Source organism: Ideonella dechloratans (assembly GCF_021049305.1).
In the GTDB taxonomy this organism is placed as follows: domain Bacteria; phylum Pseudomonadota; class Gammaproteobacteria; order Burkholderiales; family Burkholderiaceae_C; genus Ideonella; species Ideonella dechloratans.
Window position 1 is genome coordinate 3,370,542 of sequence record NZ_CP088081.1, and the last position, 13,491, is coordinate 3,384,032.

The window sequence follows — 13,491 nt, forward strand, 5'->3', positions numbered from 1 at the left end:
TTCACCCCGCTCCCGGCGGGCCCGGGGGCTCGTCATCGCCGCGGTGCTCGTCGCGCCGCCGCCCCGAGAACATCGTCCACCACACCATGAAGAGCAGGACTCCGGCAGCCACCAGGGCCTCGAACACAAACCATCCCATGTCGTTTCCCATCCGCCGCGGTGCGGGCGTCCTCCCATTCTGGTCCTCGGTCCCGCGCCTGGCATCGGGGCTGACCGCGATGGCCGCAGCCGTGCTGCTGGCCAGCTGCAGCAGCGTCTCGCTGGAGCCCTCGCCGCCGGCCACGCCGCTGCCGGCCCACCCCGCGCCCACCCCGGCGCCGCCGGGCACGCTGGAGCGCAGCCACGCCCGCTGGGTGCCGGCCAGCTTTGCCGACCTGCCCGGCTGGGGCCAGGACCGCACCCTGGAGCTGTGGCCCGCCCTGCGCCTGGGCTGCCAGACCCCGCCGGCCGCCTGGGCCCGCCTGTGTGCCCAGGCCCGGCTGACCACCCCGGCCAATGATGCCGAGGCCCGCGCCTGGCTGGAACAGCATCTCAAGGTCTACCGGGTGGAGTCGCCCGAGGGCGATCCGGCCGGCCTGGTGACCGGCTACTTCGAACCGCTGGTGGCCGCCAGCCGCAAGCCCACCGCCACCCGCCGGGTGCCGCTGTACGCGGCCCCGCCCGATCTGGGCCAGCGCAAGCCCTACTGGACGCGCCAGCAGCTCGACACCCTGCCGGCCGCCCAGGCCATGCTCAAAGGCCGCGAGATCGCCTGGGTGGAGGACCCGCTGGACGCCCTGATCCTGCAGATCCAGGGCTCCGGCCGGCTGCAGATCACCGAGGCCGACGGCCGCCAGCGTCTGGTGCGCTTGGCCTTTGCCGGCCACAACGACCAGCCCTACAAGTCGGTGGGCCGCTGGCTGATCGACCAGGGCGAGCTCAAGCCCGGCGAGGCCTCCTGGCCGGGCATCAAGGACTGGGCGCGGCGCAACCCCAAGCGCCTGCAGGAGCTGCTGTGGCAGAACCCGCGCTACGTCTTCTTCCGCGAGGAGCCCCTGCCCGACCCCAGCCTGGGGCCCAAGGGCGCGCAGGCCGTGCCGCTGACCCCGGGGCGTTCGGTGGCGGTGGACCCGGCCGCCGTGCCCTACGGCACCCCGCTCTGGCTGGACACCACCGAGCCGCTGTCGGAGCGGCCGCTGCAGCGCCTGGTGATGGCGCAGGACACGGGCAGCGCCATCGTCGGCGCGGTGCGGGTGGACTACTTCTGGGGCTGGGGCGACGACGCCGAGGCCCAGGCCGGCCGCATGAAGCAGGCGCTGCGGCTGTGGGTGCTGTGGCCGCGCTCCTGAGGCTCGACCAGCGATCGGCCGGCACGCCTTCAGGCCCCGGGGAGATTCAGGGCCGGGTGACGCGCACTTCCAGCCAGCGGATGCCGCCCTCGGACGCCGGGTGGGCGTCCCGGGTGCTGTAGCTCACGCCACCACGGCCTGCCGCGGAAGGTGTGGGCGCCCACTGGCCCAGCGGCGTCCATTGGTTCTGGGGCAGCAGCAGTTCGCCAGCGCCCTCCATCCGCGGTGACGGCCCCTCGGCCGGAGCCGTGCCGCCGGCCTGCGGCAGGCTCAGGTCGTAGCGCAGGCTGACCGGCTGCCGCCCGCCCGGCCAGGCCGGCTGCAGGGTGAGGCTGGCCGTGTCGGCCTGCCAGCGGTCCTGGCCCCGCAGCACCACCTGGCCGGGGCTCTGGGCCCCGGACGCCGCCGCGGCCGCCGGCGTGGTGACATCGCTGCGCCAGCGCCATTCGGTGTCGTGCTGCGGGCGCCACTGGGTGAGCGCCACGCGCACGGCCGCGCCGTTGCGCACGGTCAGCATCGGCAGGCGCCCGCCCGGCGCCAGATCGTCTTCCTCGGCAGGGTCGGTCCGCCAGACCTGGCCCGGGCCGTGCGGGTCCACCCCGCTGCCATCGCTGCGCACGATCACCGTGCCCGGCGGTGCCGCGGCCACGGGCTCCTGGCGCCAGCGCAGCTCGATGCGCAGGTTGACCGCCGGGGGCGCCGCCTGCGCGGCGGAAGCCAGTGCCAGGCCGGCCACCAGCGCCCATCCCGCCCGGGCACGCCGGGAAGCGGCGATCGGATCCGGCCTGCTCATGCGACCGCGTCCTGACGAAGCTCGGCCAGGCCCGGGCCGGCCACCAGCTCGGTGCGGTTGCGGCCGGTGGCCTTCGCCAGGTACATCGCGCGGTCGGCCGCCTCGATGGCGGCGTCGAGCTGATCCATGCGGCGGCAAGAGGACACCCCGGCCGAGAAGGTCAGCGGTTGCCCCGGCTGACCGCCCTCCATCCTGAGGGCCACCAGCCGGGTGCGGATGCGCTCGGCGCAGCGCCAGGCCTCCTCCAGCCCGGTGCGCGGCAGCAGCAGCAGGAACTCTTCTCCGCCCCAGCGCGCCAGCACGTCCCCGGCACGGATCTCGCCCTGGGCGACCTCGCCGAAGCGCTGCAGCACCCGGTCACCCGCGGCGTGGCCGCGGCTGTCGTTGATCTGCTTGAAATGGTCCAGGTCGAACAGCACCAGGGCCAGCGGCTGGCCGTGGCGCTCTATCTCGCAGGCGGCGATGGCCATCTGCTCCAGCATGGCCCGGCGGTTGGTCAGGCCGGTCAGCACGTCACGGGTGGCCAGTTCCTGGTTGCGGGCCAGCGCCAGCTTGAGCTCGGCCGCCTGATCGCGCAGCCGCTCGCGGATGTGGCCCAGGCGCACCGAGATGATGGCCACGCCGGTGAAGACGATGCCGGCATAGAGCAGGTAGATCAGGTCCAGCCGGGTCTCGTCCGGATCACCCAGGGTCCAGGCACGCCAGGCGATGACCGCGGCCAGCATCAGGAAGCCCATGGCGGCCATGCGCCGCCCTTCCCGGGGCGGCAGGCCGAACAGGCCGAACATCAGGATCACCTGCATCAGCACGATGGTGGCCCCGCGCGGCGCGCCGCTGACGGCGAAAGCCCAGGCCACCGCGATCATGCTGTAGAGCATCTGCGGGCGCGTGAGCGAGGGTTCACTCATGCGCAAATTGACGCCGCTGCGGATCAGTCCGTAGAAGCCCAGGCAGCCCACCAGCCCGAACAGGGTCAGCGGCAGGCCCTGGCCCTCGGAGGTCAGCCCCAGGCGCACCTCCACCTGCAGCACCAGCGCAAAGGCCAGGTACAGGCACATCACCAGCAGCGCCTGCGACGAGCGCACACGCTGCGGCCCGGTCGGTCCCAGCAGGGCATGCGTCAGCGGAGCGATCAGCGCAGTCATGGTGTCAGCAACATCGGCCGGGGCCGGCACGGCTCAAGGGGGACGGTGGCCCGGTTGTGCATTCCTTCGCGGCAACCGGGTTCTTGTCTTGGATCAACGCGCCACGGGTCGCAGGTGTTCCAGCGGCAGCGCCGCCCCGGACTTGACCTCGCCCAGCGAGAAGCTGGTGTGCAGGTCCTTCACATTGGGCAGCCCGAACAGGGTGTCGCGGGTCCAGCGGGAATAGGCGTCCAGATCGGTCACCAGCACCTGCAGCTCGAAGGTGCCGGCGCCGCTGATGTAGTGGCAGGCGATCACCTCAGGCAGGCCGCGGATCGCGTCCTCCAGGGCATGGATGGCCTCGCCGTTGTCCCGTTCGGTGTCCACCCGCACGAAGGCCAGCACGCCCAGGCCGATTTTGCGGCGATCGATCTCGGCCCGGTAGCCGGTGATGACCCCCAGCTCCTCCAGCCGGCGCACCCGGCGCCAGGTGGGCGCCGGTGACAGGCCGATGCGGGCGGCCAGCTCCGCGTTGGACTGCCGAGCGTCGCGCTGCAGGGCCTCCAGGATGGCCACGTCATAGCGGTCCAGGCTGGGGGGGCTGACGCTGCGGGTTATCCCGGATTCTTGATTTTCCGGCAAGACATCACCTTGAATTCATATGTTGAAGAAAGGATGTTGCCGCCAGGGTTCCATTTCCGCAAGCGAAAGCAAGCACTTGTCGGAGCGAAGTTCCTACACTGAACGCCATCCCCGCCGTGCGCAGGGCCCCGGCCTGGCCACAAGCCGCCCCGGGGGCGCACGGTCTTTCCCAACGGGCCCGCCGGGCCCAGGAGCCGCACCATGAATGCCCCGCTGACCGACGCCGTCCGTCAGGCCCTCGAGAAGGTCTCACTCGACGACAAGTACGCCCTGCCCACCGGGCGGGCCTTCATGAGCGGGGTGCAGGCCCTGGTGCGCCTGCCCATGCTGCAACGCACCCGCGACGCGATGGCCGGGCTGAACACCGCCGGCTTCATCAGCGGCTACCGCGGCTCGCCGCTGGGCGGCTACGACCAGGCCCTGTGGCAGGCCAAGAAGCACCTGCAGGCCCAGCACGTGGTCTTCCAGCCCGGCGTCAACGAGGAGTTGGGCGCCACCGCCGTCTGGGGCACCCAGCAGCTGGACCTGTTCCCCGAGAAGGCCAAGTACGACGGCGTGTTCGGCCTGTGGTACGGCAAGGGCCCGGGCGTGGACCGCTGCATCGACGTCTTCAAGCACGCCAACATGGCCGGCACCAGCCGCTTCGGCGGCGTCATCGCCATCGCCGGCGACGACCATGTGAGCAAGAGCTCCACCGCGCCGCACCAGAGCGACCACGTCTTCAAGGCCTGCGGCTTCCCGACCTTCTTCCCCTCCAGCGTGCAGGACATCCTGGACATGGGCCTGCACGCCTGGGCGCTGTCGCGCTTCTCGGGCGTGTGGACCGGCATGAAGACCATCCAGGAGGTGGTGGAGTCGGCCACCACGGTCGACGTCTCGCCCGACCGGGTCAAGATCATCCTGCCCGAGGACTTCCCCATGCCCCCGGGCGGCCTGCACATCCGCTGGCCGGACCCGCCGCTGGAGCAGGAAGCCCGGCTGATGGACCACAAGTGGTACGCCGCGCTGGCCTATGTGCGGGCCAACAGGCTCAACCACAACGTCATCGAGGGGCCGCACGACCGCTTCGGCATCATCGCCAGCGGCAAGGCCTTCAACGACACCCGTCAGGCCCTGGCCGACCTGGGCCTGGACGAGGCCACCTGCCACCAGCTGGGCATCCGCCTGCACAAGGTCAATGTGGTGTGGCCGCTGGAGGCCCACATCACCCGCGAATTCGCGCTGGGCCTGCAGGAGATCCTGGTCGTCGAGGAGAAGCGCCAGATCATCGAGTACCAGCTCAAGGAGGAGCTGTACAACTGGCGCGCCGATGTGCGGCCCAACGTGATCGGCAAGTTCGAGGAGGCCGAGGGCGACCTCTCCGGCGGCGAATGGAGCCGCCCCAACCCCAGCGAGAACTGGCTGCTGCGCGCCAAGGCCGACCTGACCCCGGCCATCATCGCCAAGGCCATCGCCAAGCGCCTGAAGAAGCTGGGCGTGCCCGAGGACATCGCCCGCCGCATGGACCAGCGCGTCTCGGTCATCGAGGCCAAGGAGCGCGAGCTGGCCGCCCTGGCCAGCGCCGGTGCCACCACCGGCGACCGGGTGCCCTGGTTCTGCTCGGGCTGCCCGCACAACACCAGCACCCGCGTGCCCGAGGGCTCGCGCGCGGTGGCCGGCATCGGCTGCCACTACATGGTCAGCTGGATGCCCACGCGCAACACCGCCACCTTCACCCAGATGGGCGGCGAGGGCGTGCCCTGGGTGGGCCAGGCGCCGTTCACGAACGAACAGCACATCTTCACCAACCTGGGCGACGGCACCTACTTCCACTCCGGCCTGTTGGCCATCCGCCAGAGCATCGCCGCCGGGGTGAACATCACCTACAAGATCCTCTACAACGACGCGGTGGCCATGACCGGCGGCCAGCGTGTGGGCGAGCGGCCGGAGGGCCACTCGGTGCTGCAGATCATGACCAGCCTGCTCTCCGAGGGCGTGGCCAAGCTGGTGATCGTCAGCGACCTGCCGGACAAGTACGCCCGGGTGGACCTGCCCACCGGCGTGACGGTGCACCACCGCGATGAACTCGACCGCATCCAGCGCGAGTTCCGCGAGCTCAAGGGCACCACCATCATCATCTACGACCAGACCTGCGCCACCGAGAAGCGCCGCCGCCGCAAGCGCGGCACGATGGCCGGCGCGGACACCCGGGTGGTGATCAACCCCCTGGTCTGCGAGGGCTGCGGTGACTGCTCCGAGAAGAGCAACTGCGTCTCGGTCGAGCCGCTGGAGACCCCCTTCGGCCGCAAGCGCCAGATCAACCAGAGCAGCTGCAACCAGGACCTGTCCTGCGTGAAGGGCTTCTGCCCCAGCTTCGTCACCGTCACCGGCGGCACGCTCAAGAAGCCCGCCTCGGTGGCCGGCAAGGCCGCCGCCCTGCCCCCGGTGCCCGAGCCGGTGCTGCCCGAGGCCCACAGTGCCTGGGGCATCGTGGTGGCCGGCGTGGGTGGCACCGGCGTCATCACCATCGGCCAGCTGCTGGGCATGGCGGCCCACATGGAGGGCAAGGGCGTCATCACCCAGGACGCCGCCGGCCTGGCCCAGAAGGGCGGCGCCACCTGGAGCCATGTGCAGATCGCCGACAGCATCGACGCCATCCACACCACCAAGGTGGACACGGCCAAGGCCGACCTGGTGATCGGCTGCGAGGCCATCGTGGCGGCGGGCAAGACCACGCTGGCGGTGATGCACCCCGAGCGCACCTATGTGGCGCTCAACACCCACCGCACCCCCACCGCGGCCTTCGTCACCGACCCGGACTGGGTCTTCCCCAACGAGGCCTGCGAGGCCGCCATCGGCCGCGCGGTGGGCGCCGAGCGCCTGGGCGCCTTCGACGCCGAGGCCCTGGCCGTCAAGCTGCTGGGCGACTCGATCTACACCAACCCGATGATGCTGGGCTACGCTTGGCAGAAGGGCCGCATCCCGCTGACGCGCGAATCGCTGATGCGGGCCATGGAGCTCAACGGCGTACAGATCGACAAGAACAAGGCCGCCTTCGAGTGGGGCCGCCGCTGCGCCCATGACCTGGCGGCCGTGCAGGCCCTGACGCAGACCGCCCAGGTGATCCAGCTGGTCAAGCGCCCCGCGCTGGACGAGCTGATCGGCAGCCGCGTCGAGTTCCTCACCGCCTACCAGAACGCCGGCTACGCCGCCCAGTACCGCGCCTTCGTCGACAAGGTGCGTGCGGCCGAGGCCGCGGTGGCCCCGGCCGGCAGCACCCGCCTGACCGAAGCGGTCGCGCGCTACCTGTTCAAGCTGATGGCCTACAAGGACGAGTACGAGGTGGCCCGCCTGCACACCGATCCGGCCTTCGCCGCCCAGATCGCCGCCACCTTCGAGGGCCCGGTGAAGCTGCAGCACCACCTGGCGCCGCCGCTGTTCGCCCGCCGCGGGGACGACGGCCAACCGCGCAAGACCGCCTTCGGCGCCTGGGTGCGGCCGGTGATGGGCGTGCTGGCCAAGTTCAAGGGCCTGCGCGGCCGCTGGCTGGACCCCTTCGGCCACACCGAGGAACGGCGCACCGAGCGGGCGCTGATCGCCGAGTACCGCGCCAGCATCGAGACGCTGCTGAAGGACCTGAGCGCCGAGCGCCTGCCGCTGGCCCTGGAGATCGCCCGCCTGCCCGAAGAGATCCGCGGCTACGGCCACGTCAAGGCCCGCCACCTGGCCGCCGTGCGGCCCAAGTGGCAGGCCCTGATGCTGCGCTGGCAGCAGCCGGTGACGTCGGAGCGCCAGCCCGCAGCGGCCACCCCGGTCAGCGCCTGAGCCCGGGGGCGCCGGGCATCAGACCGCCAGCGGCAGGGTCCAGCGCGGCCCGCTCAAGCCGGCGGCGGCCCAGTCGGCCGGGACGGCCAGGGTCTGGGGCGAGGTGCCGCGCGCCGGCAGGGCCAGCACCTCGTCACCTTCGTCGGCGGCCACCAGCCAGGTGGTGGAGGCCCACTCGCCACGCGGCCGGGCCTCGACCAGGTTGCGCCGGCGCACCTGCAGCACCGCCGGCAGAGTGTCCAGCCGGGCCTCGAACACCGGCCCGCCCTCGTCGATGGTGATGTGGTGACCGTAGCGCAGACCCTCGGCCGCCAGCACGCCCAGCAGCGGATGGCAGGCCGGCGGCACCTGGGCGATGGCGGCCTGGGCCGCCTCGGGCAGGAAGGACACATAGACCAGCTGGCGCGGCAGCAGCGCGGCCACATGGCTGCGCCAGGCCGGGCCGAAGCGGTGCAGGGCCTCCTGCGGCTCGCCGGGGTAGAAGTGGCGGCCCAGTCCTTCCCAGAAGGGCGAGCGGCCGGCCTCGTCGCGCAGGCCGGGCAGTTCGACGATGAGCTGGGCCCCCAGCTGGGCGCGGTCGCGGGCCAGCAGCAGCAGGGCCGCGCGCAGCAGGTGCTGCAGCGCGGCGGCCTGCTCCGGCAGATCCAGGTCCGGGTCCCAGGCCAGGTCGGCCAGCTCGGCCGCGCCGGTGTGGTCATTGCCCAGCAGCAGGGTGTTCTGCGGGTGGAACAGGCCCAGGGACGGCGCGGCATGCACCACGCAGCCCACGTGGTACCAGTGGCGCAGGCGGTCGCGGCCGATCGCCGGCCGCAGCCGCACGCAGGCCTGCGGGCCTTCCGGCGTCTCCAGCAGCCACCAGCGCTCGGCCGCCTGGGGCTCGGGCAGGCGCCGGTCGGCGGTGGGGGGCAGCCACGGGGCGAGCCGGGGCAGGTCGTGGTCGCTCACCGGGCGCAGGCGCCAGGCCACCTCGGGGCCGACCCGCCCCGCGCCTGCCGCCACGGGCAAGGATGTGCTCATGCCGTGTCTCCTCCCGGGCCGACGGGCAGCGGGGCCGCGGCCAGCGGGCCGCCGTCGGTGGCCAGCAGGGCCAGGTCCTCCTCGCGCAGCGGGCCGCTGCACACGCTGGCGCGGAAGTCCTGCACCCGCGCATTGGCCACCAGCCAGCGCCCCTGGCGCAGGCTGCGGCCCGCGTCCCGGGCATCGGCGAAGACCCGGCGCGCGGCCACGCTGCGCAGCAGGGGCAGCCGGCCCTCCATCGTGGGGCCGCCATCGAAGAGGTTGAGGTAGGTGTCGGCGTCCAGGCCCTCGTCCAGCAGGATCTGGAAGGGCAGTTCGGCCACCGGGTGCAGCTGGCCCAACGACCACTGCGCCTCCTCCGGCAGCAGGGGCACGTAGATGGGCGACTGCGGCAGCAGCTCAGCGATCAGGGTGCGCTGCGGCCCGCTGGCCAGTTGCTCGGCGGCGGGATAGTCCATGTCGAAGAAGCGCCGCCCCACCGCATCCCAGAAGGGGCAGCGGCCGCTGTCGTCGGCCAGGCCGGGGTGCTCGGAGGCGATGCGGTCGGCAAAGCGCTCGGGGAACTGGGCGATGAAGAGCAGGCGCCCGCGCGAGAGCAGCTGCGGCGCCACGCCCGCGGCATGGGCCGGGTCGATGTGGAAGCCCGTCAGCAGGGTCACGCCGGTGAGGTCGTGGCACAGGTGCAGGGTGTGGATGCGGTTGCGCGCCTCCAGCTCGGGGCTGACCTGCACCACGTACTCGTTGCGGTAGCTGTAGAAGCGGTCGTGGAAGCCGGCGCTGGCGGCGATGCCGCTGGTGCCCACCAGCGCGCCGCCCTGGGCCCGGTCCTCCAGCACGAAGAGGTAGTGCTCCTCGCCGCTCACATCGTCGTCGGCGGCAAAGGACTTGAGCGAGCGCTCCAGCTTGTCGCGCAGCAGGGCACGGTCGGGCACCAGGGAGCTGATGCCGATGGCACTGGCCTCGGCCAGCAGCTCCAGCGCCGGCAGGTCGGCCAGGGCCGCCGGCCGCAGCAGGTAGCGGCCCGCGTCGCCTTGGGCCGCCGCCGGCGGGGCCGGCTCAGCGGGCGGGGATTTCACGATTCTGCTCATCGGGACTCCCGAGGGGGGAAAGGGGGGCCTCGTCCGCCGCGGGCGCGGCCGGCGCCAGCGACACGCCCGACTGGGCGGCCCGCCAGGCCACGGCCTGCGGGCTGCGCTCCTCGCGCGGGGTGTGACCGTAGCGGGCCCGGTAGGCGTTGGAGAAGTGCGGGCCCGAGGCGAAGCCGCAGGACAGGGCGATCTGCAGGATGGACTGGTGGGTCTGGCGCAGCATGTCGCGCGCGCGGTCCAGGCGCAGCTCCAGGTACCAGCGCGAGGGCAGCGCGTCCAGGTGCTGCTTGAACAGGCGCTCGAGCTGCCGGCGCGAGACGCCCACCAGCCGGGCGATCTCCTCGGTGGGCAGGGGCTCGCCGAGGTTGGCCTCCATCAGGGCCACCGCCTCGGCCAGCTTGGCCGAGCCCCCGCCCAGCGGCGCCGCCAGGGGCAGGCGCTGGCGCTCCTCGCGCGGGCGCAGGCGCTCGCGGCCCAGCGCGGCCAGCAGCGCCGGACCCAGGCGCTCGCCATGGCGCTGGATCAGCCAGGCGATCAGCAGGTCCTGGCTGGCCTGGTGGCCGGCGCAGCTCATGCGCTGCTCGTCCAGTTCGTAGAGTTGCTGCGAGACCACCAGCTCGGGGTGGCGTTCGGCCAGCACCGCGCCATGCGGCCACTGCGCCGTGGCCCGGTGGCCGCGCAGCAGGCCAGCCTCGGCCAGCCAGGCCGCGCCGGTGCCCACCCCGCCCATCAGGCAGCCCTGGGCCGCGCGCTGGCGCAGCCATTGCAGCTGGGATGCGGCCTGGTCCGGTTCGCCATGCCAGGGCCCTTCGGCATGCACCAGCACGGCGTCCAGCCAGCCGGCCTGGCCCATGGCGTGGGCCAGCACCGGCACGCCCTCGGCCGAGCACACCGCCCCGCCGCTGCGGGCCAGCAAGACGGTGTCGTAGAGCGGCTGCTCGAGCAGGCGGTTGGCGGCCTGCAGCGTCTCCAGCACGCCGGCCAGGCCCATCAGGCCGAAGCCCGGCTGCAGCACCAGACCGAAGCGCCAGGATGCGCGGGCGCCGTCCACCGCCGCGGGCCCCTACTTCAGGCCACCGGAGAGGAACTGGCGCAGGCGCTCGCTGCGGGGCTGCACCAGCACCTCGCGCGGCGGGCCCTCTTCCTCGATCAGGCCCTGGTGCACGAAGATGGCATGGCTGGCCACCTCGCGGGCGAACTCCATCTCGTGGGTGACGACGAGCATGGTGCGGCCCTCTTCAGCCAGGCCACGCATGACCTTGAGCACTTCGCCCACCAGCTCCGGGTCCAGCGCGGAGGTGGGTTCGTCGAAGAGCATGACCTCGGGGTCCATGGCCAGGGCGCGGGCGATGGCCACGCGCTGCTGCTCACCGCCGGAGAGCTGGGCCGGGTAGACGTCCTGCCGGTGCGACAGGCCCACCCGGGCCAGCAGTTCCTTGGCGCGCTCGATGGCTTCGGCCTTGGGCCGGCCCAGCACGTGGATGGGCGCCTCGGTGACGTTCTCCAGCGCGGTGCGGTGCTGCCAGAGGTTGAAGTTCTGGAACACGAAGGCCAGGCGGCTGCGCCAGTGGCGCAGCTGGGCCGCATCGGCCGCACGCAGGCTGCCGTCGCGGTCGCGCACCAGGCGCAGGGTCTCGTCGCCCAGGCTCAGCGTGCCCTCGTGCGGCTGCTCCAGCAGGTTCAGGCAGCGCAGCAGCGTGCTCTTGCCCGAGCCGCTGGAGCCGATGATGGCGACCACGTCGCCCGGCTGGGCCTGCAGCGAGACGCCACGCAGCACCTCGCGCTCGCCGAAGCGCTTGTGCAGGTTCTCGACCTTCAGGCTGTGGGGTGTCCCGCTCATCGCATGCCCCTCAGGCCGACAGCAGCGAACCGGCCCGGGTGGCTTCGCGCCCGGCCACCTTGCCCAGGGACATGCCGGCCACCGCGAAGCGGCGCAGGTCGCGGGCGAAGAACAGGCCGTCGACCGGCGCGCCCAGCGTGGTCACCTGCCCGGTGAGCGGGTCGATCAGATCCACCAGCGGCTGGCCGGCCACCACGGAGGCGCCCGGCACCTGCAGGAAGACCACCATGCCGCCGGTGGGCGCCACCACCGGGATGGAGCCGGCCAGCGGCGTGGCCTCGCGCTTGAGGGGTGGCAGCGCCGGCAGGGTGCCGCCTTCGGGGGCCACCACGCCGCGCTGGATCAGGAAGTCGACGATGCCCTGGGCATCGGCCGCGGCCAGGTCGTGGCGCACATCGGCCTCGCCGCGCAGTTCGATGGTGGCGGCCATGCAAGCCGGCGGCAGCGGCTTGGCCGGGCCCAGGCGCTCGGCCAGCTGGGGCCAGACCATGGAGCAGGCCTCGTCGAAGGGGTCGCCGCCGGAGCGCTCGGCCAGCAGGGCCAGCTCGGCGCCGATGCAGCGGGCCAGCAGCTGGCCGTCGCCCGGCCAGGTCTGCGGCGTGGTGTAGAGGTGCAGCAGGGCCTCGCCGTCGCAGTGCAGGTCCAGCACCACATCGGCGTCGATGGCCAGGCCCAGCAGGGTCTTGCGCAGGCTTTCCAGCGGAGAGGTGGCCCCCAGCGCGGCCACCGCCTCGCGCAGCGCGCCGCGCACCAGGCGCACGTTCTCGGCGGCGTCCGCGCCCAGCCGGTCCATCACGCGGTCGAGCACCGCGTCGGTGAGGTTGGCGAAATGGCGGTTGAAGTTCTCGCCGCTGTGCAGCTCGAAGCGGCCCTGGAAGCCGCGCAGCACCCACTGGCCCACGCCCAATGGATTGGCCATGGGCACCAGCACGACCTCGCCGCGCAGGCGGCCGGCCGCCTCCAGCGCGTCCAGGTGGTTGCGCAGGTGATGGGCCACCAGCATGCCGGGCACTTCGTCGGCATGCAGCGAGCCCTGGATGGTCACCTTGGGGCCCTGGCCGGGCGTGCCGTAGTGCAGGCTGACCAGCTCGTGGGTGGTGCCCGGGGTGGCGGAGGCGAGAGGGTGTCGGACGATGTGCATGAAAGCAGGTGGACAGCGGATCAGTGCCGGCCTTGCAGCGGCGCGACCCAGCGGCGCTCGGCCGCGCGGAACAGGCCCACCAGCACCACGGTGATGGCCAGGTAGAACACGGCCGCGGTGAGGAAGGCCTCGAAAGGCAGGTAGTAGGTGGAGTTCATCTCGCGGGCGGCCCCGGTCAGGTCCGCCAGCGTGACGACGCTGGCCAGCGAGGTGCCGTGCAGCATCAGCACCACCTCGTTGCCGTACGCCGGCAGCGCCCGCCGCAAGGCCGAGGGAATGACGATGCGCCGGAAGGTGACCCAGCGCGACATGCCCATGGCCTTGGCCGCCTCGATCTCGCCGGCGGGCAGGGCCTTGATGGCGCCGTGCAGGATTTCGGTGGTGTAGGCGCAGGTGTTGATGGCGAAGGCCGCGATGGCGCAGAACCAGGCCGAGCTGAGCCAGGGCCAGGCCGGGCTGTTGCGCACGACCTCGAACTGGGCCAGGCCGTAGTACAGCAGGAAGAGCTGCACCAGCATCGGCGTGCCGCGGATGACATAGGTGAACAGCCACACCGGCCGCGACAGCCAGGCGATGGGCAGGCTGCGCAGCATGGCCAGCGGCAACGCGCCCAGCCCGCCGGCCAGCAGTGCGGCCAGCAGCAGCTCCAGGGTCACCCCCAGCCCGTGGACATACAGCGGCAGGCTGTCGTGGATGGCTTGGAAATCCATGGCG

12 protein-coding genes are annotated in these 13,491 nt (G+C 72.5%); 2 read left to right on the forward strand and 10 right to left on the reverse strand.

Annotation, left to right across the window (positions count from 1 at the left end):
• Window position 1: 1 nt before the first annotated feature.
• Complete coding sequence (locus LRM40_RS15725; protein ID WP_170288914.1) at window positions 2-139, reverse strand: hypothetical protein; 138 nt, start codon at window positions 137-139, stop codon at window positions 2-4.
• Here LRM40_RS15725 and mltA point away from each other — a divergent pair.
• On the forward strand, window positions 138-1,328 hold the full coding sequence (mltA, locus tag LRM40_RS15730; protein ID WP_231067586.1) for a murein transglycosylase A: 1,191 nt from the start codon (window positions 138-140) through the stop codon (window positions 1,326-1,328). The two genes, LRM40_RS15725 and mltA, sit on opposite strands and share 2 nt — an antisense overlap.
• 46 nt (window positions 1,329-1,374) lie before the next feature.
• Here the strand turns inward: mltA and LRM40_RS15735 are convergent, their stop codons facing one another.
• The 3 genes from LRM40_RS15735 to LRM40_RS15745 form a co-directional block, all read right to left on the reverse strand.
• Window positions 1,375-2,121, reverse strand: a complete 747-nt coding sequence (locus LRM40_RS15735) for a hypothetical protein (RefSeq protein WP_151124920.1) — start codon at window positions 2,119-2,121, stop codon at window positions 1,375-1,377.
• Entirely contained in the window at window positions 2,118-3,266 is a 1,149-nt protein-coding gene (locus LRM40_RS15740) for a GGDEF domain-containing protein (protein WP_151124919.1), read from the reverse strand. Before LRM40_RS15740 ends, LRM40_RS15735 begins: the two co-directional genes overlap by 4 nt.
• 93 nt (window positions 3,267-3,359) lie before the next feature.
• Window positions 3,360-3,887, reverse strand: a complete 528-nt coding sequence (locus LRM40_RS15745; protein WP_231067587.1) for an Lrp/AsnC family transcriptional regulator — start codon at window positions 3,885-3,887, stop codon at window positions 3,360-3,362.
• Between the two features lie 201 nt (window positions 3,888-4,088).
• On the opposite strand from LRM40_RS15745, the gene LRM40_RS15750 reads away from it, so the two are divergent.
• Window positions 4,089-7,691: an indolepyruvate ferredoxin oxidoreductase family protein gene (locus LRM40_RS15750; protein WP_151124918.1), complete on the forward strand. Its 3,603-nt coding sequence runs from the start codon at window positions 4,089-4,091 to the stop codon at window positions 7,689-7,691.
• Window positions 7,692-7,709: 18 nt separating this feature from the next.
• Here the strand turns inward: LRM40_RS15750 and LRM40_RS15755 are convergent, their stop codons facing one another.
• From LRM40_RS15755 to LRM40_RS15780, 6 genes are read right to left on the reverse strand one after another with little or no spacing between them, the layout of a single operon-like run.
• Complete coding sequence (locus LRM40_RS15755) at window positions 7,710-8,708, reverse strand: arginine N-succinyltransferase (protein WP_151124917.1); 999 nt, start codon at window positions 8,706-8,708, stop codon at window positions 7,710-7,712.
• Window positions 8,705-9,784: an arginine N-succinyltransferase gene (gene astA, locus LRM40_RS15760; protein ID WP_231067588.1), complete on the reverse strand. Its 1,080-nt coding sequence runs from the start codon at window positions 9,782-9,784 to the stop codon at window positions 8,705-8,707. The genes LRM40_RS15755 and astA overlap by 4 nt, the downstream gene beginning before the upstream one ends.
• Complete coding sequence (locus LRM40_RS15765) at window positions 9,765-10,847, reverse strand: GlxA family transcriptional regulator (protein WP_151124915.1); 1,083 nt, start codon at window positions 10,845-10,847, stop codon at window positions 9,765-9,767. Before LRM40_RS15765 ends, astA begins: the two co-directional genes overlap by 20 nt.
• 12 nt (window positions 10,848-10,859) lie before the next feature.
• Window positions 10,860-11,636, reverse strand: a complete 777-nt coding sequence (locus LRM40_RS15770) for an ABC transporter ATP-binding protein (RefSeq protein ID WP_151124914.1) — start codon at window positions 11,634-11,636, stop codon at window positions 10,860-10,862.
• A gap of 10 nt (window positions 11,637-11,646) precedes the next feature.
• The gene (locus LRM40_RS15775; RefSeq protein WP_151124913.1) at window positions 11,647-12,777 is read right to left on the reverse strand and encodes a succinylglutamate desuccinylase/aspartoacylase family protein; all 1,131 of its coding nucleotides are present in this window, start codon (window positions 12,775-12,777) and stop codon (window positions 11,647-11,649) included.
• Between the two features lie 20 nt (window positions 12,778-12,797).
• Entirely contained in the window at window positions 12,798-13,487 is a 690-nt protein-coding gene (locus LRM40_RS15780) for an ABC transporter permease (RefSeq protein ID WP_151124912.1), read from the reverse strand.
• Window positions 13,488-13,491 lie beyond the last annotated feature (4 nt).

Coding starts and splice junctions, on each gene's coding strand:
- LRM40_RS15755 (WP_151124917.1), bottom strand. CDS start 8,708: ATGAGCACATCCTTGCCCGTGGCGGCAGGCGCGGGGCGGGTCGGCCCC.
- LRM40_RS15770 (WP_151124914.1), bottom strand. CDS start 11,636: ATGAGCGGGACACCCCACAGCCTGAAGGTCGAGAACCTGCACAAGCGC.
- LRM40_RS15735 (WP_151124920.1), bottom strand. CDS start 2,121: ATGAGCAGGCCGGATCCGATCGCCGCTTCCCGGCGTGCCCGGGCGGGA.
- mltA (WP_231067586.1), top strand. CDS start 138: ATGTCGTTTCCCATCCGCCGCGGTGCGGGCGTCCTCCCATTCTGGTCC.
- LRM40_RS15780 (WP_151124912.1), bottom strand. CDS start 13,487: ATGGATTTCCAAGCCATCCACGACAGCCTGCCGCTGTATGTCCACGGG.
- LRM40_RS15775 (WP_151124913.1), bottom strand. CDS start 12,777: ATGCACATCGTCCGACACCCTCTCGCCTCCGCCACCCCGGGCACCACC.
- LRM40_RS15750 (WP_151124918.1), top strand. CDS start 4,089: ATGAATGCCCCGCTGACCGACGCCGTCCGTCAGGCCCTCGAGAAGGTC.
- LRM40_RS15725 (WP_170288914.1), bottom strand. CDS start 139: ATGGGATGGTTTGTGTTCGAGGCCCTGGTGGCTGCCGGAGTCCTGCTC.
- LRM40_RS15740 (WP_151124919.1), bottom strand. CDS start 3,266: ATGACTGCGCTGATCGCTCCGCTGACGCATGCCCTGCTGGGACCGACC.